General features: G+C 72.7%; 18 protein-coding genes and 1 pseudogene. 12 read left to right on the forward strand and 7 right to left on the reverse strand.

Going from position 1 to position 21,403, the window contains the following annotated elements:
* From AWW66_RS09995 to AWW66_RS10000, 3 genes are all read right to left on the reverse strand, one after another.
* On the reverse strand, positions 1-849 hold an 849-nt coding region (locus AWW66_RS09995), incomplete at its 3' end, for a helix-turn-helix domain-containing protein (RefSeq protein ID WP_245648119.1).
* Positions 836-1,000, reverse strand: a complete 165-nt coding sequence (locus AWW66_RS34320; RefSeq protein ID WP_169807088.1) for a hypothetical protein — start codon at positions 998-1,000, stop codon at positions 836-838. The genes AWW66_RS34320 and AWW66_RS09995, both read right to left, overlap by 14 nt.
* Positions 1,001-1,132: 132 nt before the next feature.
* A complete protein-coding gene (locus AWW66_RS10000) occupies positions 1,133-2,371 on the reverse strand; it encodes a helix-turn-helix domain-containing protein (RefSeq protein WP_067363171.1) in 1,239 nt (412 codons plus the stop codon).
* A 470-nt stretch (positions 2,372-2,841) separates the two neighbouring features.
* Between AWW66_RS10000 and AWW66_RS10005 the strand changes: the two genes are divergently transcribed.
* From AWW66_RS10005 to AWW66_RS10025, 5 genes are all read left to right on the forward strand, one after another.
* Positions 2,842-3,261 (forward strand): hypothetical protein, encoded by a 420-nt coding sequence (locus AWW66_RS10005; protein ID WP_067363174.1) that lies wholly within the window; start codon positions 2,842-2,844, stop codon positions 3,259-3,261.
* Between the two features lie 146 nt (positions 3,262-3,407).
* Positions 3,408-4,319 carry an ATP-binding cassette domain-containing protein gene (locus AWW66_RS10010; RefSeq protein WP_067363177.1) on the forward strand — a complete coding sequence of 304 codons (912 nt, stop codon included), beginning with the start codon at positions 3,408-3,410 and terminating at the stop codon, positions 4,317-4,319.
* A 3-nt stretch (positions 4,320-4,322) separates the two neighbouring features.
* A complete protein-coding gene (locus AWW66_RS10015) occupies positions 4,323-5,114 on the forward strand; it encodes an ABC transporter permease (protein ID WP_067363180.1) in 792 nt (263 codons plus the stop codon).
* Between the two features lie 12 nt (positions 5,115-5,126).
* The gene (locus AWW66_RS10020; protein WP_245648121.1) at positions 5,127-6,257 is read left to right on the forward strand and encodes a sensor histidine kinase; all 1,131 of its coding nucleotides are present in this window, start codon (positions 5,127-5,129) and stop codon (positions 6,255-6,257) included.
* The gene (locus AWW66_RS10025; protein WP_067363187.1) at positions 6,248-6,892 is read left to right on the forward strand and encodes a response regulator transcription factor; all 645 of its coding nucleotides are present in this window, start codon (positions 6,248-6,250) and stop codon (positions 6,890-6,892) included. The genes AWW66_RS10020 and AWW66_RS10025 overlap by 10 nt, the downstream gene beginning before the upstream one ends.
* Here the strand turns inward: AWW66_RS10025 and AWW66_RS35220 are convergent.
* The gene (locus tag AWW66_RS35220) at positions 6,877-7,443 is read right to left on the reverse strand and encodes a GNAT family N-acetyltransferase (protein WP_245648130.1); all 567 of its coding nucleotides are present in this window, start codon (positions 7,441-7,443) and stop codon (positions 6,877-6,879) included. The genes AWW66_RS10025 and AWW66_RS35220 overlap by 16 nt on opposite strands.
* Positions 7,441-9,486 (reverse strand): annotated as a pseudogene (locus tag AWW66_RS10030) (penicillin acylase family protein); the annotation flags it as partial. The gene AWW66_RS35220 and the pseudogene AWW66_RS10030, both read right to left, overlap by 3 nt.
* Positions 9,487-9,680: 194 nt before the next feature.
* Here AWW66_RS10030 and AWW66_RS10035 point away from each other — a divergent pair.
* Genes AWW66_RS10035 through AWW66_RS10050 form a run of 4 tightly spaced genes read left to right on the forward strand, consistent with a single transcriptional unit; the run spans position 9,681 to position 14,969 of the window.
* A complete protein-coding gene (locus AWW66_RS10035; protein WP_067363193.1) occupies positions 9,681-11,237 on the forward strand; it encodes a pyridoxal phosphate-dependent decarboxylase family protein in 1,557 nt (518 codons plus the stop codon).
* A gap of 29 nt (positions 11,238-11,266) precedes the next feature.
* Positions 11,267-12,559, forward strand: a complete 1,293-nt coding sequence (locus AWW66_RS10040; protein WP_067363195.1) for a lysine N(6)-hydroxylase/L-ornithine N(5)-oxygenase family protein — start codon at positions 11,267-11,269, stop codon at positions 12,557-12,559.
* A 29-nt stretch (positions 12,560-12,588) separates the two neighbouring features.
* Positions 12,589-13,188: a GNAT family N-acetyltransferase gene (locus tag AWW66_RS10045; protein WP_067363292.1), complete on the forward strand. Its 600-nt coding sequence runs from the start codon at positions 12,589-12,591 to the stop codon at positions 13,186-13,188.
* A complete protein-coding gene (locus AWW66_RS10050) occupies positions 13,158-14,969 on the forward strand; it encodes an IucA/IucC family protein (protein WP_067363198.1) in 1,812 nt (603 codons plus the stop codon). Before AWW66_RS10045 ends, AWW66_RS10050 begins: the two co-directional genes overlap by 31 nt.
* 51 nt (positions 14,970-15,020) lie before the next feature.
* Here AWW66_RS10050 and AWW66_RS10055 read toward each other — a convergent pair whose 3' ends face one another.
* Both AWW66_RS10055 and AWW66_RS10060 read right to left on the reverse strand, forming a co-directional pair.
* On the reverse strand, positions 15,021-15,500 hold the full coding sequence (locus AWW66_RS10055) for an ATP-binding protein (protein WP_245648123.1): 480 nt from the start codon (positions 15,498-15,500) through the stop codon (positions 15,021-15,023).
* A gap of 12 nt (positions 15,501-15,512) precedes the next feature.
* Entirely contained in the window at positions 15,513-16,412 is a 900-nt protein-coding gene (locus AWW66_RS10060) for an SDR family oxidoreductase (RefSeq protein ID WP_067363201.1), read from the reverse strand.
* Between the two features lie 323 nt (positions 16,413-16,735).
* Here AWW66_RS10060 and AWW66_RS10065 point away from each other — a divergent pair, with 323 nt between their 5' ends.
* The 3 genes from AWW66_RS10065 to corA (AWW66_RS10075) all read left to right on the forward strand — a co-directional run bounded on the left by AWW66_RS10065 (position 16,736) and on the right by corA (AWW66_RS10075) (position 20,928).
* Positions 16,736-18,271: a glycosyltransferase family 2 protein gene (locus AWW66_RS10065; RefSeq protein WP_067363204.1), complete on the forward strand. Its 1,536-nt coding sequence runs from the start codon at positions 16,736-16,738 to the stop codon at positions 18,269-18,271.
* A gap of 192 nt (positions 18,272-18,463) precedes the next feature.
* On the forward strand, positions 18,464-19,561 hold the full coding sequence (corA, locus tag AWW66_RS10070) for a magnesium/cobalt transporter CorA (protein ID WP_067363296.1): 1,098 nt from the start codon (positions 18,464-18,466) through the stop codon (positions 19,559-19,561).
* 224 nt (positions 19,562-19,785) lie between these two features.
* Positions 19,786-20,928, forward strand: coding sequence for a magnesium/cobalt transporter CorA (gene corA / locus AWW66_RS10075; protein ID WP_083978366.1), 1,143 nt, complete (start codon positions 19,786-19,788; stop codon positions 20,926-20,928).
* The last annotated feature ends 475 nt before the right edge of the window (positions 20,929-21,403 follow it).

Here is a 21,403-nt window from a genome sequence, read left to right on the forward strand (position 1 = left end):
GCCCCCCGCCCCGTCGCCCCCCGCCCCGGTGCCCCTCGCCCCGTCGCCCCTCGCCCCGGTGCCCCTCGCCCCGTCGCCCCTCGCCCCGTCGCCCCTCGCCCCGGTGATCATGGAGTTACCGTGACTGTGGGCCGGATTCGGTGACGCGAACCTCATGATCAACCCGGTGGGGTGGGAGTGGATGGCGGGGAGGGTGGTGGTGAGGGCCAGGTGGGGGCGGTTGAGGGCGCGCAGGGCCTGGGCGAGGTGTACCGCGGCGGTGGCGGCCAGCATCGGATCGGCCGCTGCCGTCGCCATCGCCCGATCCGCCGCCAGCCAGGCGAGGTCGGCTTCCCCGAGCTTCACCAGCACCGACGCGGCCATCCGGTACACCTGGACCAGCGGTCCCGACCCTGGCACCCGATCGACGGCGTGCAGCCGCTGGGCGGCGTCGAGCAGCCCCGGCAGCGCCCGGACCACCTGCGGGTAGTGCCCGTGCTGGTAGGTCAACCAGGCATGCTCGACCCGCTGCCGTACCTCGTCCACCGACAGGCAGCCTTCCGCCCCGCCATTGCGGAAAACGTCGTAGCAGGCGAGCGCCGCCCGCACCTGGTCCAACCCGTCCGCATCCGACCGGGCCACCGACGGCGGCGGGACGTCGAATCCGAGCAGGACGAGCGGATCGACCCGCAGCGCCGCACCGATCTCCTGGATCACCGGGAACCTGTGCAGCGCCCGGACACCCCGCTCGACCTTGTCCACCCAGCTCTTCGACTTGCCGATCCGGTCGGCGAGCATCTGCTGGGTCATCCGCCGCCGCGCCCGCCACTGGGCGACCCGCCGACCGATCGGTACCTCAGCGCTGTTCACGACGCCACCGCCGGTCCGACACCGCCCGGGTGGTCTCCTCCACCGGTATTCGTTCCGCCTCGGCCAGCTCCAGGATCCGCCGCTTCGCGGCCTCGTGCTCGGCTGCCTGGATCTGCTCGCCCCGGCTTACCGGCTGGTCACGGTCGTGCACCTGCAATCCCACCTTTCTGATGCCTGTGAGTCACCATGCCGTCACAGAATCAGGGAGGTGGTGGGTGGCTACCAGGGGCGGCCGGCACGAGCCGGGGCGGTCGCCCGTGACGAGTCGCCCGTCACGTACGAGTCAGTGTTTGTAGCCGAACAACCCGGTCAGTTCGGCCAGTTCATCCGTCATGGCACGCCGCCGGCCGATCGCGATCCGTTCCACGATGTCTCGGGCGTACCGCTGCTGGCGTAACCAGGCGGGTGCCATCTCTCGCAATTGTGCGAGCACGGCGATGGCCTTGCCGTATTCACGAAGCTCCGCGTAAGCCCAGGCCACGTCGAGGCGGTGCCGTCGCCAGGCGGAGCGACTACTGGTCGGAGCGGGTGGCACCAACTCGGACAGCTCCAGCACCCGGCCAGCCTCGCCGCCCACGGCCGCGCTCTCCACCCGTTGCATCTGCACCTTGGCGGAGTCGAACCCACCGACCAGCGACAATTCGTCGGTCGCCGGAACCCGTTTGCCGATCCGCGTTGCGGCGGCTCCGGCCGCGTCGATCAGGTCCACTGCCTCGTCCGGTCGGTTGTCCCGGGCGCACGAGGCGGCGGCACCGAGCAGCAGCCAGCCCCACGCCGCCAACTCTCCCGGCGTGGCCCGAGAGAACCGTGGCTCCACCTCGTCGGCCGTGGTCACCGCCAGTTCGGCGGCCTCGGCGATTCGTCCCTGCCGCATCAACAGCCAGCACATGCTCTGGATGACGGTGGCCGCCACCACGCGGTCGTCGGAACGCTGCGCGGCGTCCAACGCACCGGACAGCGCCGTCTGTGCCAGATCGTCAGCCCGCAACTGGATGAGCAGCCCACCCGTCACCCGCTGGGTTCGCGCCAGCAGGTCGTACGCCTCTGCCTGCCGCTCGTCGTGGTTGAGGTCAACGGCCGCGCGGACGTTCAGCAGCAGCGGAGGCAGGACTCGCAGGGCAAGGGCGTAATCGCCGGCGTTGACCACTCGATCAGCCGCGTGCAGGTTCGCCCTCAGCGTGTCGAGGCTGGGTGGCTCGGTCGCCGGCGCGGCCACCGGGGCACCGGTCAGCCCTCGTACCGGGGCGACCGCGCGGCGGACGTCCGCAAGGGAAAGCGGCTCGTGGTCCGGCTCTGCTCGGGCAGCCGCCTGCGACGCGTCACCCAGCAGCGCGGAAGTGGTGACCTTCAGCGCGCGAGCCAATGCGTGCAGGGTGTCGAGACGTGCGGTCCCCCGGCTGCCCTGTTCTAGCTTCCGGATCACCTCGACGCTCACGCTGGACCGCTCAGCGAGCTGCTCCTGGGTCATCTTGGACCCGCGACGCAACTCCGCGAGACGGTCACCCACTGTGGGTTCGGACATGCCATCTCCCGTCCGAGGGCTGGACGTCGGACCTGTTGGTACTTCGGCAGCTCATCCGGCAGGTCCCTGACAAGTCAAGCGCAAGCCGCCATCAGCATAAACCGATATGTCGCGATCCGGCACTCGACGTCTGTTCGGGCATCAGCTCCCGAATGGCCCCTTGGTGAGTGATGGCCCGTGACCATCGTCTCACGCAGTGCGTTGTGTCGATTCGCTTTCCAACATGTCGAGGGTCGCGGGTGGCTCGGGAGTGGGCGGTTAGGCCGTAGGCGGGGCACCCGACGAAGGGTTGGCCTGCCGACATGTCGGTCGTCGCTCCCGCAACCTGATTGTGAACGGCGTGGTTGTGCAGATGGTCAGGTCGACGGTGGGTGGATCGAAGTAGCGAAGATCGATTGTGGCTGCGGTGGTTGGAAGCTGGTCCCGTGATGCCTTCGACGTGTGGAATGACAATCTGCGGAGGTGGTGCGGTGCCGCTGCGTCGTAAGGAAGAGCGCAAGCCGGCCTTCGACCTCGCACGGAAGATGCATGATCCTCGCTTTCGTGTCTTCATCAAGCGGAACGGCTACCGGTCGGGCACCACGGTCCTCGTCGCACTGGATGCCGAGCCGGCGACTGAGGTCTTCTCACGGATACGTGCCGAAACCAAGCCCCCGGTGGTCGTGGCCATCCCTCGTGAATCGGCTGAGTTCGGCTTCGTGTTCATGACGATCGGTGGGACGGAGTACGGCCCTGCCGCAGAGACCGTCAACGACGATGAGCCGGAAATCGGTGACGCGGCCAGCATCGGCATGCTCTACGACGCGATGGCTGCCCGTCACCGCCACACTGGAGGCAACTTCGTTGTTGTAGGGGTCTCGGGGCTTGGGGTGGGGACTACTTCCCGGTAGTTGCAAGGCATCCGTGGCATCCGGGACATCCGGCGGTGCTTGGGCCGGCTGCCACGGAGCCGGGCGGGGGCGGTGGTGGTTTTCCGCCATCGGGGTCGGTGGGTGGCCGGCTGGTGACTGTTCCGCCGGATTCCTAGCGTCGAGACGTGCTCACCCTGGACGGACTCACCAAGCGGTACGGCGACCGGGTCGCCGTCGACGACCTGTCGCTGACCATCAGGCCGGGCGCGGTCACCGGCTTCCTCGGCCCCAACGGGGCGGGCAAGTCGACCACGATGCGCCTGATCCTCGGCCTCGATCATCCGACCGCCGGCCGCGCCCTGGTCAAGGGCCGGCGGTACCACGAGATCCCGTACCCGCTGCGGACCGTCGGCGCGCTGCTCGACGCGCGGGCCGTGCACCCGAACCGCAGCGGGCGGGCCCACCTGCGGGCGCTGGCCCGCAGCAACGGTATCCCCGCCCGCCGGGTCGCCGAGGTGATCGAGGCGGTCGGCCTGGCCGGCGCGGCGACCCGTCCCGCCGGGGCGCTCTCGCTGGGCATGAGCCAGCGGCTGGGCATCGCGGCGGCGCTGCTCGGCGACCCCGAGGTGCTGATCTTCGACGAGCCGGTGAACGGGCTCGACCCGGACGGGGTCCGCTGGATCCGGCAGCTCACCCGGTCGCTGGCCGGCGAGGGGCGGACGGTCCTCGTCTCCAGTCACCTGATGAGCGAGATGCAGCTCACCGCCGACCACCTGGTCGTCATCGGCCGGGGCCGGCTGCTCGCCGACGCCCCGCTGGCCGAGGTCGTGGCGGGCGGTACGACGGCCGTGGTGGTCCGTACCCCGCACGCCGGTGACCTGGCCGAGCGGCTGCGGGCGGTCGGGATCGGGGTGGAGCGGGTCGGCGAGAACGAGTTGACCGCCACCGGGGCCAGCGTGGAGCGGGTCGGTGACCTGGCCTTCGAGGCCGGCATCCGGCTGCACCGGCTCGGCACCCGGGAGGCGTCGCTGGAGCAGGCGTACCAGGAGTTGACCGCGCGGAGCGTGGAGTACCGCGCGACCGGAACGGGGGTGTGAGGGATGCGGACGAGACAACTGCGGGGCGTCGTCGCGGCGGAGTGGACGAGGTTCTGGACGGTCCCGGCGACCTGGTGGGGGCTGGCCGGGCTGGCCGTCCTCGTCGCGGTGGCGGCGGTGACCGTCGGCGGCGGGCGGGCCACCGTACCGGCCGGGTTCCCGCCGGAGCGCTTCGTGGCCAGCGAGCCGGTCACCACCGCGCTGGGGTTCGCCCAGTTCGGGCTGGTGGCGGTGGCGCTGCTCGCGGTCACCTCGGAGTACGCCTCCGGCGGCATCCGCGCCACCCTCCAGGCCACCCCGGTCCGCGGCCGGCTGTTCGCCGCGAAGGCGCTGGTCGTCGCGCCGGTGCTGGGCGTGCTGACGGCGCTGTTCGCCCTGGTCGGCACGGTGCTGACGGCCGCGCTGCTGGCCCTGGACGTGTTCGTGGTCGAGGTGCTGCTCGACCCGGCCCGGATCGCCCTCGACCTGCTGCGGATCGGCGGGTACGCCGCGCTGGTGGCGCTGCTGACCATCGGGGTCGCCTTCGCGCTGCGCAGCGCCGCCGGGGCGCTGAGCGTGGTGTTCCTGCTGTTGGCGGGGCTGCCGCTGCTGCTGGCGATGACCGGCAGCGCGGCGGCGGTGCAGGTGGCGATGCGGACCCCGACGCTGGCCGGGCTGACCTTCCTGGGCAGCGCCGAGATCACCGCGGGCGGGCTGCCGGCGTACCCGCCGTGGGAGGGGCTGGCCTGGCTGCTGGGCTGGACGGCGCTGGCGCTGGCGGCCGGCTTCGGCACGCTCCGCCACCGCGATGCCTAGAGTGGAATGCCCATGCCTGACCCCCGGACCGCCCGCCCGCTGACCGCCGTCGCGGTGAGCATGGTGCTCGGTGTCGTGGAACTGGTCGGCCTGCTCCTGCTGCGGCCGGTCGCCCTGTTGCCGGTGGCCCGTCCGGTGGCCGACCGGGCCACCGGCCGGCTGGTGGCCTGGACGCACGCCCGCCGTGGGGGCCACGGCCCGCCGCCCGACCAGCGGTTCGTCGTGGCCCGTGCGCTGCTCGGCGTGGTCGGCGGGTACGTCGCCGCCAGCGGGCTGTTCCTCGGTGCCCTGCTCCTCGGCGGTGGACTCTGGGAACTGGTCACCGGCGGCGCCGACCACGTGCCGCTGCGCTTCCCCGGCGTGTACCTGACCACCAGCAGTTGGCTGCTCGGGCTGGTCACCGGGGCCGCGTTGCTCGGCCTGGCGCTGGTCTGGGTGCACCTGGTCGGGGTGACCGAGCGGTGGCTGGCCGGCCGGATGCTCGCCCCGGGGGAGCGGGACCGGCTCCGCCGCCGGATCGTCGAGCTGGCCGCGTCCCGCTCCGAGGTGCTGCGGGCCATCGACGACGAGCGCCGCCGGATCGAGCGGGACCTGCACGACGGGGTCCAGCAGCGTGGGGTGGCGCTGGCGATGCTGCTCGGCCGGGTCCGCCACGACCCCGGCGCGGCGACCGCCGAGGGGCTGGTCGAGCAGGCGTACCGGGAGTCGCGGCTGCTCCTCGACGAGGTGCGCAACGTGGCCTGGCGGGTCTACCCGACCGCGCTGGACGAGTTGGGGCTGACCGCCGCGCTGGCCGGGGTCGCCGAACGCTCGGTGGTGCCGGTGACCGTGCACGGCCGGCTCACCGGGCGGCCGGTGTCGGAGGTGGAGACCGCGTTGTACTTCGTGGCCCGGGAGGCGATCGCCAACGCGGTGAAGCACGCGGACGCCCGGGACGTCCTGGTGCTGCTGGCCGAGGACGAGCGGACGGTCCGGGTGGTGGTCTCCGACGACGGTCGCGGCGGCGCGGACCCGGCCGGTGGCGGGTTGCGCGGCCTGGCCCGCCGGGTCCGCGCCCTCGACGGCACCTTCGAGGTCTCCAGCCCGCCCGGCGGCCCGACCCGGATCACCGCCGTCCTACCCCGGGAGGTGCCGTGCGACTGATCCTGGCCGAGGACTCGGTGCTGCTCCGGGAGGGGCTCACCCGGCTGCTCGCCGACGCCGGTCACGAGGTGGTCGCCGGGGTGGGGGACGCGGCGGCGCTGCTGCGCGCGGTGGCGGCGCTGCGGCCGGACGTGGCGGTGGTGGACGTCCGGATGCCGCCGACGCACACCGACGAGGGGCTGCGGGCCGCGCTGGAGATCCGCGACCGCTGGCCCGCCACCGGCGTCCTGGTGCTCTCCCAGTACGTCGAGAAGACGTACGCGGGGCGGCTGCTGGGCGGTGCCGGTGGCGGGCTCGGGTACCTGCTCAAGGACCGGGTCTCCGAGGTGGGGGACTTCCTCGACTCGCTGGCCCGGATCCACGCCGGTGGGGCGGTCTTCGACCCGGAGGTGGTGCGCCAACTGCTGGCCCGGACCACCCGTACCGACCCGTTGAGCCGGTTGAGCGAGCGCGAGCGGCAGGTGTTGGCGCACCTCGCCGAGGGCCTGGTCAACGCGGCCGTCGCCGCCCGGCTGCACCTGTCGGTGAGCACGGTGGAGAAGCACGTCAACGCCATCTGCGACAAGCTCGACCTGCCCCGCCACGCCGACTACAACCGGCGGACCCTCGCCGTCCTGCGTTACCTCGACGCCTGACCTGCGGCGGTGCGGGTGGCGGGGTCGAGGAAGAGCAGTCGGGCCCGTTTGTCCGGCAGGTCGATCAGCGGGCCGGGGACGAAACCGGCGTCGACCAGCCGGGCGACGGCCCGCTCGTTGCGGGCGTCCGGCTCGGCCACGATCCGGGTCCGCCCGGGGGTGGCGAGCACGAAGTCGAGGAAGGCGTCCAGCAGGGTACGGCTGAAGCCCCGCTCGGTGCCGCCGGCCGGTGGCGGCCCGATCAGCAGGTGGATACCGAAGTCGCCGGGTCGCACCGGGTAGCACTCGCCGACCGGGTCGTGCTCCGGCTGGTACGTCTGGAACAGGCCCACCGGCTCGCCGTCGCGGTGCAGCAGGTACGCGTGGTGGGTGGGCAGCGAGTCCAGGTACGCGTAGATCTCCCCGACCCGGTCGCGGCCCAGGCCGCGCATCCCCCAGAACCGGGCCCGCTCCTGGCTGACCCAGGAGTGGATCAGGTCGAGGTCGGCGACCGGGTCCACCGGCCGGATCGTCACCTGCCCGAAGCCGGGCACGTCCGTGGCCAGGCGCAGCCGGTTCCAGTCGGTGACCACGGGTACCAGCTCACCGGCCGCCCAGCGGGGCAACTGGTCGCGGTGGTGCGGGTCGCCGGGGACCCCGCTGGCCCCGAACGGCACCACCCAGCCGCTGGCCTGGCGGTCGTGCAGGTCCCAGGCGTACCGGGCCACCGGCACCCGGAACGCGAGGTCGGTGACGCCGGGGACGCTGGAGGTGGCCAGTACGCAGTCGTGGTCCCCGGCGAGCGGGGGGAACTCCTCGGGCTCGCCGGCCGGCACCCGCCAGGGCACCGGCCGGTGCCGGTCGCCCCAGACGGCGTCGGGGTCGAGGGTCGCGGCGGCGTCGGCCAGCCCGTCCCGCAGGGCGGCGGCCCGGTCCAGGTCGGGCAGGGCGTCGCCGGCGAGTAGCGCGGTCAGCGCGTAGCCGACCCGGGGGGTCAGCGCCAGCCAGGGCCGGAACAGCTCCGGGTACGGCAGCGGGCCGGCGAGGCCGGCGAGCGCCGGCTGCCCGGCGAGCCGGCGGACCACGGCGGCCCGGACGGCCGCGTACGCGGCGGCGTCGGGGCTGTCGGCGGCCATCCGCCGGTCCCAGCGCAGCAGCCGGTCCCGCAGCGCGGCGGCGGCCGGGGGGAGCCCGGCCAGCTCGGCGAGGCGGGCGAGCAGCGGCTCCGCCGAGGCGAGGTACGTGTCGGTGTGGATCTCCGTCATCCGGGCGGCGGTCCACCCGGTGCCCGCCTCGAGCAGGTGCCGGATCCGGTCGGCCCGGTACGGCGGAGCGAACTCCACGCCGTACCCGGTGGCGAGGCCGCGCTGGTTGGCCATCACCGCGATGCCGTCGACCGTCGCGCGGGCCAGCGGGCCGTGCCAGCCCCGCCACTCGTACCCGGGCTCCCAGGCGGGGACCACCCGCCGGCCGTTGTCGCGGTGCCGGACCGGCACCGCCCCGGCGACCCGGTGCAGCAGGCCACCGGCGGTGTCGGCGGCGAGCACCACGTTGACCGGTTCGGCCCAGTCGTCGAGGGCCCGGTCGACGTCCGCCACGGTGCGCGCGCGCAGCAGCGCGGGCAGGGCCCGGAAGCCGAGGTCGGCCCGGACCCGGGGCGGGTAGCGCAGGCTGATCGCCACCGGCTCGTCCGGGCTCCCTGGCTCGTCCGGGCCGCCGACGATCACCGGGCCCCGGGCGGTCTCGACCACCTCCACCCGCACCGGGTCGCCGTCGGCCACCTCGATGGTCTCGACCCGGTGCTCGACCGGGGCCCAGCCGCGCGGGCCGAGCGCCTGGACCGTCCCGTCGTGCCGGCGCAGGCGCTCGGCGTACAGGTCCTGGTAGTCGGCCATGGCGTTGGTGATCGCCCAAGCCACCGTGCCGGTGTGTCCGAAATGGGCGATGCCCGGGACGCCGGGCACGGCGAGCCCGACCACGTCGTACTCCGGGCAGGCGAGCCGGACCTGCTGGTAGACGTTGGGGTCCTCGACGATCCGGTGCGGGTCCCCGGCGACCAGCGCCGCGCCGGTGGCGGTCCGCTCCCCGGCGACCAGCCAGCCGTTGCTGCCGGCGGTGGCCGGCTCGTCGGTGGCGAAGAGGTCGATCGCCGCCGGGCCGAGGTGGCGGGCGACCTCCTCCCGCCACAGCTTGCTCGGGAAGCCGGCGAAGAGGATGTGCTGGGAGAGCCAGAGCGCCAGCGGCGTCCAGGGCTGCCAGCGCCCGGGGGTGAGCCCGGTGGCGGCGAACTCGGGGGCGCGCCGGGCCCCGGCGGCGAGGCCGGCGTTGACCCCGTCGACGTAGGCGTCGACCCAGGCGGCGGTGGCCGGGTCCAGGGCGGCGTGGCAGCGGCGGGCGGTGTCGGCGAGGCGGGACCGCCGGGCGAAGCGGTCCCAGTCGACCGCCTCGACGCCGAGGAACGCGGCGCTGGTGCCCTGCGCCCGGTGCCGCTCCACTTCGATCTGCCAGGCGCGGTCGAGGGCGGCGGCGCGCCCCTGGGCGTAGGCGAGGGTGAGCGGGTCGTCGGCGCGCAGGTGCGGCACTCCCCAGTCGTCCCGGAACACTCGATCGGTCATGACGGACAGTGTCGGCTCCAGTGTGTCGGAGTGGTGGTCAGGTGTTGACAGGCGCTTAGGTTAGGTTAACCTAAGTCGCTGTTGCCGGCCGTCCCCTGGTCGGAGCGGGTGTGGCTCCTCGTCGGGCCCTGAGCCGGCCGTCGGGGTGACGCCGGGTGCCGTTTGTCCACTGTAGAACGCGTGGAGGACCTGCCATGAGCCTTTCGGGGCAGCCCGCCGAGGTCGCACCGGCCCGCCCGGCCACCGGTCGTGGGTACCTGTTCAGCAACGGGACGGTGGACGACTACCGGCAGGTCGTGGCCGCCGGCATCGAGCGGGTGGCGACCCGGGTGGCCGGCACGGACCGGCCGTTCACCGGGATCACCCCGGCCGAGCTGGCTCCCGAGGTCGCCGCGGTCGACCTGGACGCGCCGCTGGCCGGAACGGCCGCCGCGCTGGACGAGCTGGAGGACCTCTACCTGCGCGACGCGGTCTGGTTCCACCACCCCCGGTACCTGGCCCACCTCAACTGTCCGGTGGTGATCCCGGCCCTGCTCGGTGAGGCGATTCTCACAGCAGTCAATTCCTCGGTGGACACCTGGGACCAGAGCGCCGGGGCGACCCTCATCGAGCGCCGCCTGGTCGACTGGACCGCCCAGCGGATCGGCCTGGGCCCGGCCGCCGACGGCGTCTTCACCAGCGGCGGCACCCAGTCGAACCTCCAGGCCCTGCTGATCGCCCGGGAGGAGGCGTGCGCCCGCGCCGTCGTCCCGGGCGCGGGACCGACCCCGACCCGCGCCGAGCTGCTGCCCCGGCTACGCATCCTCGCCTCCACCGCCGGGCACTTCAGCGTGCAGAAGTCGGCCACCCTGCTCGGCCTCGCCCCGGAGGCGGTGGTCACCGTGGCCACCGACGCCCGGCGGCGGATGGACCCGGCGGCGCTCGCCCGGGAGATCGAGCGCTGCCAGCGGCAGGGCCTGGTGGTGATGGCCGTGGTCGCCACCGCCGGCACCACCGACTTCGGCTCCATCGACCCGCTGCCGGCGATCGCCGACGCCTGCGCGGCGACCGGCGTACGGCTGCACGTCGACGCCGCGTACGGCTGCGGGCTGCTGGTCTCCCGGACCCGCCGGAACCTGCTCGACGGGATCGAGCGGGCCGACTCGGTGACCGTGGACTACCACAAGTCGTTCTTCCAGCCGGTCTCCTCCAGCGCGCTGCTGGTCCGCGACCGCGCCGTCCTGCGGCACTGCACGTACCACGCGGACTACCTCAATCCGGCCCGCGCGGTCGAGGAACGCATCCCCAACCAGGTCGACAAGAGCCTCCAGACCACCCGCCGCTTCGACGCGCTCAAACTCTGGCTCACCCTGCGGATCATGGGCCCGGACGCGCTCGGCGACCTCTTCGACGAGGTGGTGGACCGGGCCGCCGAGGCGTGGCGGATGCTCGACGTCGACCCACGCTTCGAGGTGGTGACCCGCTCGCAGCTCAGCACCGTGGTCTTCCGCTGGCTGCCCGGCGGCGAGTGCGGACCGGCCGACGGCGACCTCGTCGACGCCGCTAACCGGTACGCCCGGGAGGCGCTGGCCGCCTCCGGGGCCGGCATGGTCGCCGCCACCACCGTCGACGGCCGGCAGTACCTCAAGTTCACCCTGCTCAACCCGGAGACCACCGGCGCGGACGTGGCGTACGTCCTCGACCTGGTCGCGGCCCACGCCCGCAGGTACGTTCGCGAGCACCGACCCGCCGCCCTCAGCTGCCCCGTCTGACCACCCCGCGCGCGTGTAGGAGCACCCCGATGTCCACCCACGACTTCGTCGCCATCGGGCTGGGCCCGTACAACCTGGGCCTGGCCTGCCTCACCGAACCCCTCGCCGACCTCGACGGGGTGTTCCTGGAGGCCCGACCGGACTTCGACTGGCACCCGGGGATGCTGCTGGCCGGGACCCGGCTGCAGACCCCGTTCCTGGCCGACCTGGTCACCCTCGCCGACCCGACCTCGCCCTACTCGTTCCTGGCGTACCTCAAGGAGCGGGGCCGGCTGTACCCGTTCTACATCCGGGAGAGCTTCTTCCCGCTGCGCGCCGAGTACAACGACTACTGCCGGTGGGCGGCCGGGAAGCTCTCCACGATCTTCTTCGGTCACCGGGTCACCGACGTGCGGTACGACGAGACGACCGGGGAGTACACGGTGACAGCCACCGTCGTGGCGACCGGGGAGACCGCCACCTTCGCCGCCCGGCACCTGGTCCTCGGCACCGGTACCCCGCCGTACCTGCCGCCGGCCTGCCGAGGGCTCGGCGGGGACCTGGTGCACAGCTCGGCGTACCTGCCGAACCGGGACGCGCTGCGGGCCAAGCGCAGCGTGACCGTGGTCGGCAGCGGGCAGAGCGCCGCCGAGATCTACCACGACCTGCTCACCGACCAGGACGCCCACGGCTACCAGTTGACCTGGGTGACCCGCTCGCCCCGGTTCTTCCCGCTGGAGTACACCAAGCTCACCCTGGAGCTGACCTCACCTGACTACGTGGACTACTTCCACGCGCTGCCCGAGGCGACCCGGTACCGGCTCGAAGCCGAGCAGAAGAACCTGTTCAAGGGGATCAACTCGGACCTGATCAACGGCATCTTCGACCTGCTCTACGAGCGCAGCGTGGCCGGGCCGGTCGACACCCGGCTGCTCACCAACACCGAGCTGACCAGCGCCGAGTACCGCGACGGGCAGTACCTGCTCGGGCTGCGGCAGGTGGAGCAGGGCCGGGACCTCACCCTGGACACCGAGGGGCTGGTGCTGGCCACCGGGTACCACTACGAGGTCCCCGACTTCCTGGCCGGGATTGCCGACCGGTTCCGGTACGACAGCCACGGGCGGTTCGACGTGGCCCGCAACTACAGCGTCGACCACACCGGCCGGGGCGTCTTCCTCCAGAACGGTGGCACCCACACGCACAGCGTCACCTCGCCCGACCTGGGCATGGGCCCGTACCGCAACTCGTGGATCATCCGGGAGCTGCTGGGCCGGGAGCCGTACCCGATCGAGAAGACGATCGCCTTCCAGGAGTTCGGCGCGCCGGCCGGGGACACGCCGTGAGCCGGCCGGCGCCCGCGCCCGACCCGTCGGTGGTGTTCCGCCGCGACGACCCCCGGCTCGGCGAGTTCGCCCTGCGTACCCTCGACCCGGACGCGGACGCCGCGCTGCTGCACCGCTGGGTGACCCACCCGAAGGCCGCGTTCTGGCTGATGCAGCAGGCCGACGTGGCCACGGTCGCGCAGGAGTACCGGCGGATCGCGGCCCACCCGCACCACGACGCGTACCTGGGGCTCTGGCGTGGGCGGCCGACCTTCCTGGCCGAGCGGTACGACCCGGCGCACGTCGACCTGGTCGGCCGCTACGACCGGCAGGAGGGGGACGTGGGGATGCACTTCCTCTGCGCCCCGCCCGAGCAGCCGGTCTCCGGGTTCACCCGCGCGGTGATCACCACCGTGATGGCCTGGCTCTTCGCCGACCCGGCGGTGCGCCGGGTGGTGGTGGAGCCCGACGTGCGCAACACGGCGGTGCACGCGCTCAACGCGGCCGTCGGGTTCACCGTCGTGGGCCCGGTCACCCTGCCGACCAAGGAAGCCCTGCTCAGCACCTGCACCCGGGCGGCCTTCGCCGCCGCCACCACCCCGCAAGGAGGATCACCCGCGTGGACCCCGTCGACGCCGTCGCGCACCTGACCCCGCAGCACTGGGCCACCGCCAACCGGCACCTGCTCCGCAAGGCGCTGGCCGAGTTCGCGCACGAACGGCTGATCGTCCCCGAGCCGCTCCCCGCCGACGACGGGTGGTACGAGGTCCACAGCGACGACCGGGGCGTCAGCTACCGGTTCGCCGCCCGGCGGCTGGCGCTGGAGCACTGGCACATCGACCCGGCGAGCATCACCCGGCACCGGGGCGCGGAGGAACTGCCCCTGGACGTCGTCGACTTCTGCCTCGAACTGCGCGGCGCGCTCGGCCTCTCCGCCGAGATCCTGCCGGTCTACCTGGAGGAGATCAGCGCCACCCTGGCCGGGGCGGCGTTCAAGCTCGCCCGGCCGGCGCTCGACGCGGCGGCCCTGGCCCGCGCGGACTTCCAGACCGTGGAGACCGGGATGACCGAGGGGCACCCGTGCTTCCTGGCGAACAACGGCCGGCTCGGCTACGGCAGCCACGACCAGCACCGGTACGCCCCCGAGGCGGCCCGGCCGGTCCGGCTGGTCTGGCTGGCCGCGCACCGCGACCACTCCACCTTCACCTGCTCGACGGAGTTGGACTACGACACCCTGGTCCGCGAGGAACTGGGCGAGGCGACCCTGGCCCGGTTCGCCACGACCCTGGCCGACCTCGGGCTGGACCTCGACGACCACCACCTCATCCCGGTGCACCCGTGGCAGTGGTGGAACAAGCTGTCGGTGACCTTCGCCGGTGAGGTGGCCCGGCGGCACCTGGTCTGCCTCGGCACCGGGCCGGACGAGCACCTGGCCCAGCAGTCCGTCCGCACCTTCTTCAACATCAGCAACCCCCGGCAGCACTACGTGAAGACCGCGCTGTCGGTGCTGAACATGGGTTTCATGCGCGGGCTGTCGGCGGCGTACATGGAGGCCACCCCGGCGATCAACGACTGGCTCGCCGACCTGATCGCCGGGGACGAGGTCTTCCAGTCCCTCGGCGTGACGATCCTGCGCGAACGGGCCGCCGTCGGCTACCGCCACCGGCAGTACGAGGCGGCGACCGACCGGTACTCGCCGTACCGGAAGATGCTCGCCGCGCTGTGGCGGGAGAGCCCGGTGCCGGGGCTGGCCCCCGGCCAGCGGCTGGCCACCATGGCCTCGCTGCTGCACCTGGACCGGGCCGGCGACTCGTTCGCCGTCGCGTTGATCGAGGAGTCCGGGCTGCCCGCCGGCCGGTGGCTGCGCCGGTACCTGGACGCGTACCTGGCCCCGCTGCTGCACGCCTTCTACGCCCACGACCTGGCGTTCATGCCGCACGGCGAGAACGTCATCCTGGTCCTCGACGGCGGGGTGGTGCAGCGGGTGATCCTCAAGGACATCGCCGAGGAGATCGTGGTCTTCGACCCGGACGCCGACCTGCCGCCCCCGGTCCGCCGGATCCAGGTCCGGGCGCCGGAGGAGGAGCGGCTGCTGTCGATCTTCACCGACGTCTTCGACTGCTTCCTGCGGCACCTCAACGCGATCCTCGTCACCGCCGACGTGCTCACCCAGGAGGAGTTCTGGCGGACGGTCGCCGAGTGCGCTGCCGACCAGCTCGACCGGACCCCCCACCTGGCCGACCGGTTCGCCCGCTACGACCTGTTCACGGAGCGGTTCGCGCTCTCCTGCCTCAACCGGCTCCAGTTGCGCAACAACCGGCAGATGGTCGACCTCGCCGACCCGTCGGCCGCGCTGCAACTGATCGGCACGCTCCGCAACCCGATCGCCGCGTACCGCCCCGCCGTGACCGGGCGCCCGGAGCGGCCGTAGACCGGCGGGCCGGTGCCGACCCGGTCGGGACCCGGGCGGTACCGGCCCGCCTCAGGGGTGGGGGCGGCCCGCGCGGCGGGGGAAGGTTGCCCAGACGTGCTTGGTGTGCGCGGTGGCGTACCAGCCGACGGCCAGGGAGAAGCTGCGGGCCAGCAGCAGCCCCCGGCCACCGGAGCCGACCGGGCGGGTGTCGGCCAGCTCGGGGACGCTGGCCAGGTCGTGGTCGGCCACGTCGATCACGAGACAGTCCTCGGCGCTGAGCAGCGTGACGATGGTCGGGGGCAGCCCGTGGCGCAGGGCGTTGGTGGCGAGCTCGGTCGCCACCAACGCCATCTGCTCGGGCACCTCGTCCAGCTTCTCCCCGTCGAGCAGGGCCTCGCCGGTGAGCATCCGGTGCAGGGATGTCCGCAGGTCGCTCAACTCGGCTCCGGTCGTCAACGCCCAGCGCCGTACTTCGACGGCGTCCGGCGCGGGTGGGGAGAACTGGAGCGGGGCCATGACCCCGATGTACCCGGACCAGCCCGAATCCATGCCTGTACCGGATCAGGGCAGCGGCTTGCCGCCGGTGACGCCGAGCACCTCGCCGGTGATGTAGCTGGACTCCTGCGCGGCGAAGAAGACGTACGCCGGGGCCAGCTCCGCCGGCTGCCCGGCCCGGCCCAGCGGGGTGTCGCCGCCGAACGACTCGACCTTCTTCTCCGGCATCGTCGCCGGGATGAGCGGGGTCCAGATCGGCCCCGGCGCGACGCAGTTCACCCGGATGCCCCGGTCGGCCAGGTTCTCGGCCAGCGCCTTGGTGAAGTTGACGATGCCCGCCTTGGTGGTGGCGTAGTCCAGGAGCTGGAAGGAGGGCTGGTACGCCTGGATCGAGGCGGTGTTGATGATCACCGAGCCCGGCTCCAGGTGCGGTACGGCGGCCTTGCTCAGCCAGAACATCGCGTACAGGTTGGTCTTGAGCACCCGGTCGAACTGCTCGGTGTCGATGTCGAGGATGCCGCCCTCCCGCGCCATCTGGTACGCGGCGTTGTTGACCAGGATGTCGAGCCCACCCAGCTCGCTCACCGCCCGCTTGACGACGTCCTGGCAGTGGTCCTCGTCACGGATGTCACCCGGCACCGCCACCACCGTGCGGCCCGCCTCCCGGACCAGCCGCGCCGTCTCCCGGGCGTCGTCCTCCTCCTCGGGGAGGTAGGTGAAGAGCACGTCGGCGCCCTCCCGAGCGTAGGCGAGGGCGATCGCCCGGCCGATCCCGGAGTCCCCGCCGGTGATCAACGCCCGGCGGTCGGTCAGCCGGCCGCTGCCCCGGTAGGTCCGCTCGCCGTGATCCGGGGTGTCCGGCATCTTGCGGGTCTCGCCCGGCGGTGACTGCTGCCCACCGGTCTGCTCCTGCGGGGAGCGGAACTGCTCCTGCGGGTCCTGCTGTTCGTACTGGTTGTGGGACATCTCCGCTCCTTTTCCCGAGGCTGGTGGGTACCGTAGGGAACTTCCCCGCCACGCGCCGGCCAATCGGAATTCCCGGCCCGACGTGGTATTCCCCACCGGACGGCCGGCCCCCTTTTCGGAAGTGGGGCGAGTCGGGCCGCCAGGGGCGGCGCGCGCTTCGGGGGTGGGTCTAGGATCGCCGAGGGTCGAGTGAGCCACCGCTCCGTCACCCAGCAGGTCGGAGTTTCCGTCCACTCCGGAAGGGACACTGTGGCGACACCGCAACCGGTCGCCCTCGTTGATCGTCATTCTGGGTGAAGACGATCACCGCTCAGGAAGAGAGCATGACCATCGCTACCAACGAGCCCAAGGTGAGTGTCGTGGTGCCGGCCTACAACCCTGGGCCGCACATCGAGAAACTGATCTCCTCCCTGTTGCGCCAGTCGCTGCCGGCGGAGGAGTTCGAGGTCGTCATCGTGGACGACGGCTCGACCGACGAGACACCCGCCCGGCTGGACGCCCTCGCCGCCGACCAGCCGAACGTCCGCGTCCTGCACATCGAGAACTCCGGCTGGCCGTCCCGGCCCCGCAACCTCGGCATCGAGGAGGCGCGCGGCGAGTACGTGTTCTTCGCCGACGACGACGACTGGTTCGGCGACGAGGCCCTGGAGCGGATGTACGCCTGCGCGAAGGAGCACGACGCCGACATCGTGGTCGGCAAGATGATCGGCCACGGGCGCGGCGTGCCGCGCGAGCTGTTCCGCAAGAACCGGTTCGGGGTGACCCTGGCCGACGCGCCGCTGGTCGACAGCATGACCTGTCACAAGCTGTTCCGGCGGTCCATGCTGCTGGCCCACGACCTCCGGTTCCCCGAGGGCAAGCGCCGGCTGGAGGACCACGTCATGGTCATCCGGGCGTTCTTCGTCGCCCGGCGCACCTGCGTCCTGTCGGACTACCCCTGCTACCACCACATCCGCCGCGCGGACGCCGGCAACGTCACGGCGACCCGGCTGGACCCGGCCGGCTACTACACCAACCTGCGCGAGGCGCTCGACGTCGTCGACGAGTACACCAAGCCCGGCCCGCTGCGGGACCGGCTGCACCGGCGCTGGCTGCGCAACGAGATGATCAGCCGGCTCTCCGGCAAGGCGCTGCTACAGGCCCCCGAGGACTGGGCGGAGCAGGTCGCCTACGAGGTCCGGGACATCATCCGGGAGCGGTTCGCCCCCGGGGTCGCCGCCGGGCTGCCGCCCCGGCAGCGGGCCGTGGCGTTCCTGGCCGAGCAGGGCCGCCTCGGTGACCTGCGCACCCTGGCCGAGTGGGAGACCGGGGTACGGGCCACCGCCACGCTGGACCGGCGTGACCAGGACGGCACCGTCCTGCACGTGGCGGTCTCCGGATACCTGCGCTCCGGCGACGACCTGGTCACCTTCGTCGACGACGGCGGCCGGGACGTGCTGTCGTTGCCGGTGCCCGAGATCGACCCGGACCGGGTGGAGGCCACCGCCGAGGTGTCCCGCGCCAAGATGGATCTGATCGCCTGGCGCAAGGAGACCAACGAGGAGATCTTCCTGCCGGTGCAGTCCCGTACCGAGCGGGTACCGCACCCCGACGGGCCGCCCGGGGCGTTCCGGCTGATCCACCACAGCACCGCCGACATCGACTTCAGCACCCTCAACGGCGGCCGGACCGAGGGCACCTGGGTGCTGAAGGCCCGGATCAACAACTGCGGGTGGACCCTGGACGCCAAGCTGCCGAAGCCGGCCCGGGTCCCCGCCGACGGCGCCCCGCCCGCGCTCCCCGCGCAGGCCCCACCCGCCCAGCCGCTCCCGCTGCACGTCCGCCTCCAGCGCCGGCTCCGCAGGCTGATCAGCCGCTGACCCGACCGCCGGCCCCACCGGTCTGCGCCACCGCCGCTGGGGCTGGTACCGGTGCGGCCGGCACCGGGCCGGCGGGTGCCCGAACCGGTCGTGCTGCCCCGGTTGGGGGCCGCGCGGGCCCGGACTGCGGCGAGAATCGGCAGGGAGCCGCCCCTGGACCCGGGCGACCGGGTCGGGGAAGGGGTGACCGTGATGCCGGAGCCGTCGACCGGCGGCTTCGGGCGCCGGTTGGACGAGCACGGCGCCCGGGAGGCGCCGCCGCGCCGGTCGGGTGAGCCCGGCGGGCTGGTCGACAGCGCCGTCTACACCGAGGGCCGCCGGCAGGCGTCCCCCGGCACCCTCGCCGACACGTACCGGTGCCTGCAGGAGCGGCCCGGGTCGATGGCCTGGATCGGGCTGTACCGGCCGGACGTGCAGCAGGTCGCCTCGCTGGCCCGCGAGTTCGAGCTGCACGAGCTGGCGGTCGAGGACGCCATCAACGCCCACCAGCGGCCGAAGCTGGAGCAGTACGGGGACACCCTCTTCGTGGTGCTGCTGGCCGCCCGCTATGTCGACCTGCGGGAGGTCGTCGAGTTCAGCGAACTGCACCTCTTCCTCGGGCCCCGGTTCGTGATCACGATGCGGCACGGCGAGGCGCCGGAGCTGGTCGCGGTACGCCGCCGGCTGGAGTCCGAGCCGCAGGTGCTGGCCGCCGGCCCGGCGGCGGTGCTGTACGCGGTGCTGGACCAGGTGGTGGACGGGTACGCCCCGGTGGTGGCGGGGCTGGAGAACGACATCGACGAGATCGAGACCGAGGTCTTCGGGGGTGACCCCAACGCCTCCCGGCGCATCTACCAGTTGACCCGCGAGGTGATCGAGTTCCAGCGCGCCGCCCGCCCGCTGATCGGGATGCTGGCCGTGCTCGCCGCCGGTGGGGCGTACGGCGAGGAGTTGCAGCGGCGGCTGCGGGACGTCTCCGACCACCTGACGCAGGTGGTGGAGCGGGTGGACGGGTTCCGGCACCTGTTGCAGAACATCCTCACGGTGAACGCCACCCTGGTCTCGCAGCAGCAGAACGAGGAGATGCGCAGTCTCACCGCGGCGAGCTACGAGCAGAACGAGGAGCTCAAGAAGATTTCCGCCTGGGCGGCGATCCTCTTCGCTCCGACCCTGATCGGCACCGTGTACGGGATGAACTTCGACCGCATGCCCGAACTGCACTGGCCGTTCGGGTACCCGGTGGCGATCCTGCTGATGGCCGTGGTCTGCGGCACCCTTTATCTGATCTTCAAACGACGGGGGTGGTTGTAACGGCGGCGTGAATTCCGCTCAGGCGAGTGCGCGGTGCCGGTCGGACGCCGGTAGGATTCCGCGCGGCGCACAACGCGGATTCCGTGCGGAGGGAGGTGGTCACGCCATGGGTAGCGAACCTCCGAGTACCAGCCCGTCGACCACCGTCACCCCCACGGTCACCGCCGGCTGAGCTGCCGCCGGCGCAGGGGTGCCGTCCGCCCACCCTGCCCAGGAGTCCCCTCATGCCTGCGAAGCTGCGCGCGTTCGCCCTCACCAACGCCCTCGGACGCTGGGGAAACGGTGCCACCGCCGTCCGGCCCCGGCCCCGGCCGGCGGTGCCGATCAACGTCACGCCGTCGACCACCAGCCGGCTGATCGACAGCGCCGTCTACACCGGCGGCCGGCGGTACGCCTCGCCGGACAGCCTCGCCGAGACGTATCGCTGCCTCGACGAGCAGGACGGGGCGATGGCCTGGATCGGCCTCTACCGGGCCGACGCCGGGCAGATCGCCTCGCTGGCCCGCGAGTTCAAGCTGCACGACCTGGCCGTGGAGGACGCGATCACCGCCCACCAGCGGCCGAAGCTGGAGCGGTACGGCCAGACCCTCTTCGTGGTGCTGCGCGCCGCCCGGTACGTCGACTCCCGCGAGCACGTGGAGTTCAGCGAGCTGCACCTGTTCATCGGCCCCGACTTCGTGATCACCGTCCGGCACGGGGAGGCCCCCGACCTGGCCGCCGTGCGGCGGCGGATGGAGTCGGACCCGGTCATGCTGGCCCGGGGCCCGGAGGCGGTGCTCTACGCGGTGCTGGACCAGGTGGTGGACGGGTACGCCCCGGTGGTGGCGGGGCTGGAGAACGACATCGACGAGATCGAGACCGAGGTCTTCGGCGGTGACCCGAAGGTGAGCCGGCGCATCTACGAGCTGAGCCGGGAGGTGATCGAGTTCCAGCGCGCCGCCCGCCCCCTGCTCGGCGTCCTGGAGAACCTCGCCGCCGGCTACGCCAAGTACGGCACCGACGAGGAACTCCAGCGGCGGCTGCGGGACGTCTCCGACCACCTGACGCAGGTGGTGGAGCGGGTGGACGCGTTCCGGCACCTGTTGCAGAACATCCTCACGGTGAACGCCACCCTGGTCTCGCAGCAGCAGAACGAGGAGATGCGGGCCCTGACCGCGGCGAGCTACGAGCAGAACGAGGAGATCAAGCGGATCTCCTCCTGGGCGGCGATCCTCTTCGCCCCGACCCTGATCGGCACCGTGTACGGGATGAACTTCGACGTCATGCCCGAGCTGCACTGGCGCTTCGGCTACCCGTTCGCGGTCGCGCTGATGGGTGTGGTCTGCGGCACGCTGTACCTGATCTTCAAGCGCCGCAACTGGCTCTGAGGTGTAAGGAAGGGCCCCCTGTTAACGCATACGGTCGAGAAGGGCACCCTTCTCACCGGTGCCGGCGGGGACGCCGAGGGCGGGGGCGGCGGGTCGGGGCGGCGGCCGGCGGGAACCGTGTTGGCTTTCCGGTGCGGCGTACCTATGGTGGTCTGATGCCGCGCGTCGGGTTCCGCTCGCACACCGTCACCTCCGTGACGGCGTTCCGGGCTGCCCGCGAGCAGGCCACCGGCCCGGCCACACCGGGCCGGCCGCCCGTGACCAGTCGGCCGCCCGTGACCAGTCGGTCGGCCGTGACCAGCCGGTCGGCCGTGACCAGTCGGTCGGCCGTGACCAGCCGGTCGGCCGTGACCGCGCGACGCGACGGGGCGTACCCGTCGGTCGTCGCCGTCCGGGTCGCCGCGGGCCGGGCGGCCGTCACCGCGTCCGTCTCCACGGCCGCCACCACGGTTTCCTGTGGGCTGCCGAGCCCGGC

This window comes from Micromonospora rosaria (genome assembly GCF_001567585.1).
GTDB classification, from domain to species: Bacteria; Actinomycetota; Actinomycetes; order Mycobacteriales; family Micromonosporaceae; genus Micromonospora; species Micromonospora rosaria.

Coding starts and splice junctions, on each gene's coding strand:
- AWW66_RS10000 (WP_067363171.1), bottom strand. CDS start 2,371: ATGTCCGAACCCACAGTGGGTGACCGTCTCGCGGAGTTGCGTCGCGGG.
- AWW66_RS10015 (WP_067363180.1), top strand. CDS start 4,323: ATGCGGACGAGACAACTGCGGGGCGTCGTCGCGGCGGAGTGGACGAGG.
- AWW66_RS10020 (WP_245648121.1), top strand. CDS start 5,127: ATGCCTGACCCCCGGACCGCCCGCCCGCTGACCGCCGTCGCGGTGAGC.
- AWW66_RS10035 (WP_067363193.1), top strand. CDS start 9,681: ATGAGCCTTTCGGGGCAGCCCGCCGAGGTCGCACCGGCCCGCCCGGCC.
- AWW66_RS10040 (WP_067363195.1), top strand. CDS start 11,267: ATGTCCACCCACGACTTCGTCGCCATCGGGCTGGGCCCGTACAACCTG.
- AWW66_RS10055 (WP_245648123.1), bottom strand. CDS start 15,500: ATGGATTCGGGCTGGTCCGGGTACATCGGGGTCATGGCCCCGCTCCAG.
- AWW66_RS10060 (WP_067363201.1), bottom strand. CDS start 16,412: ATGTCCCACAACCAGTACGAACAGCAGGACCCGCAGGAGCAGTTCCGC.
- AWW66_RS10065 (WP_067363204.1), top strand. CDS start 16,736: ATGACCATCGCTACCAACGAGCCCAAGGTGAGTGTCGTGGTGCCGGCC.
- corA (WP_067363296.1), top strand. CDS start 18,464: ATGCCGGAGCCGTCGACCGGCGGCTTCGGGCGCCGGTTGGACGAGCAC.
- corA (WP_083978366.1), top strand. CDS start 19,786: ATGCCTGCGAAGCTGCGCGCGTTCGCCCTCACCAACGCCCTCGGACGC.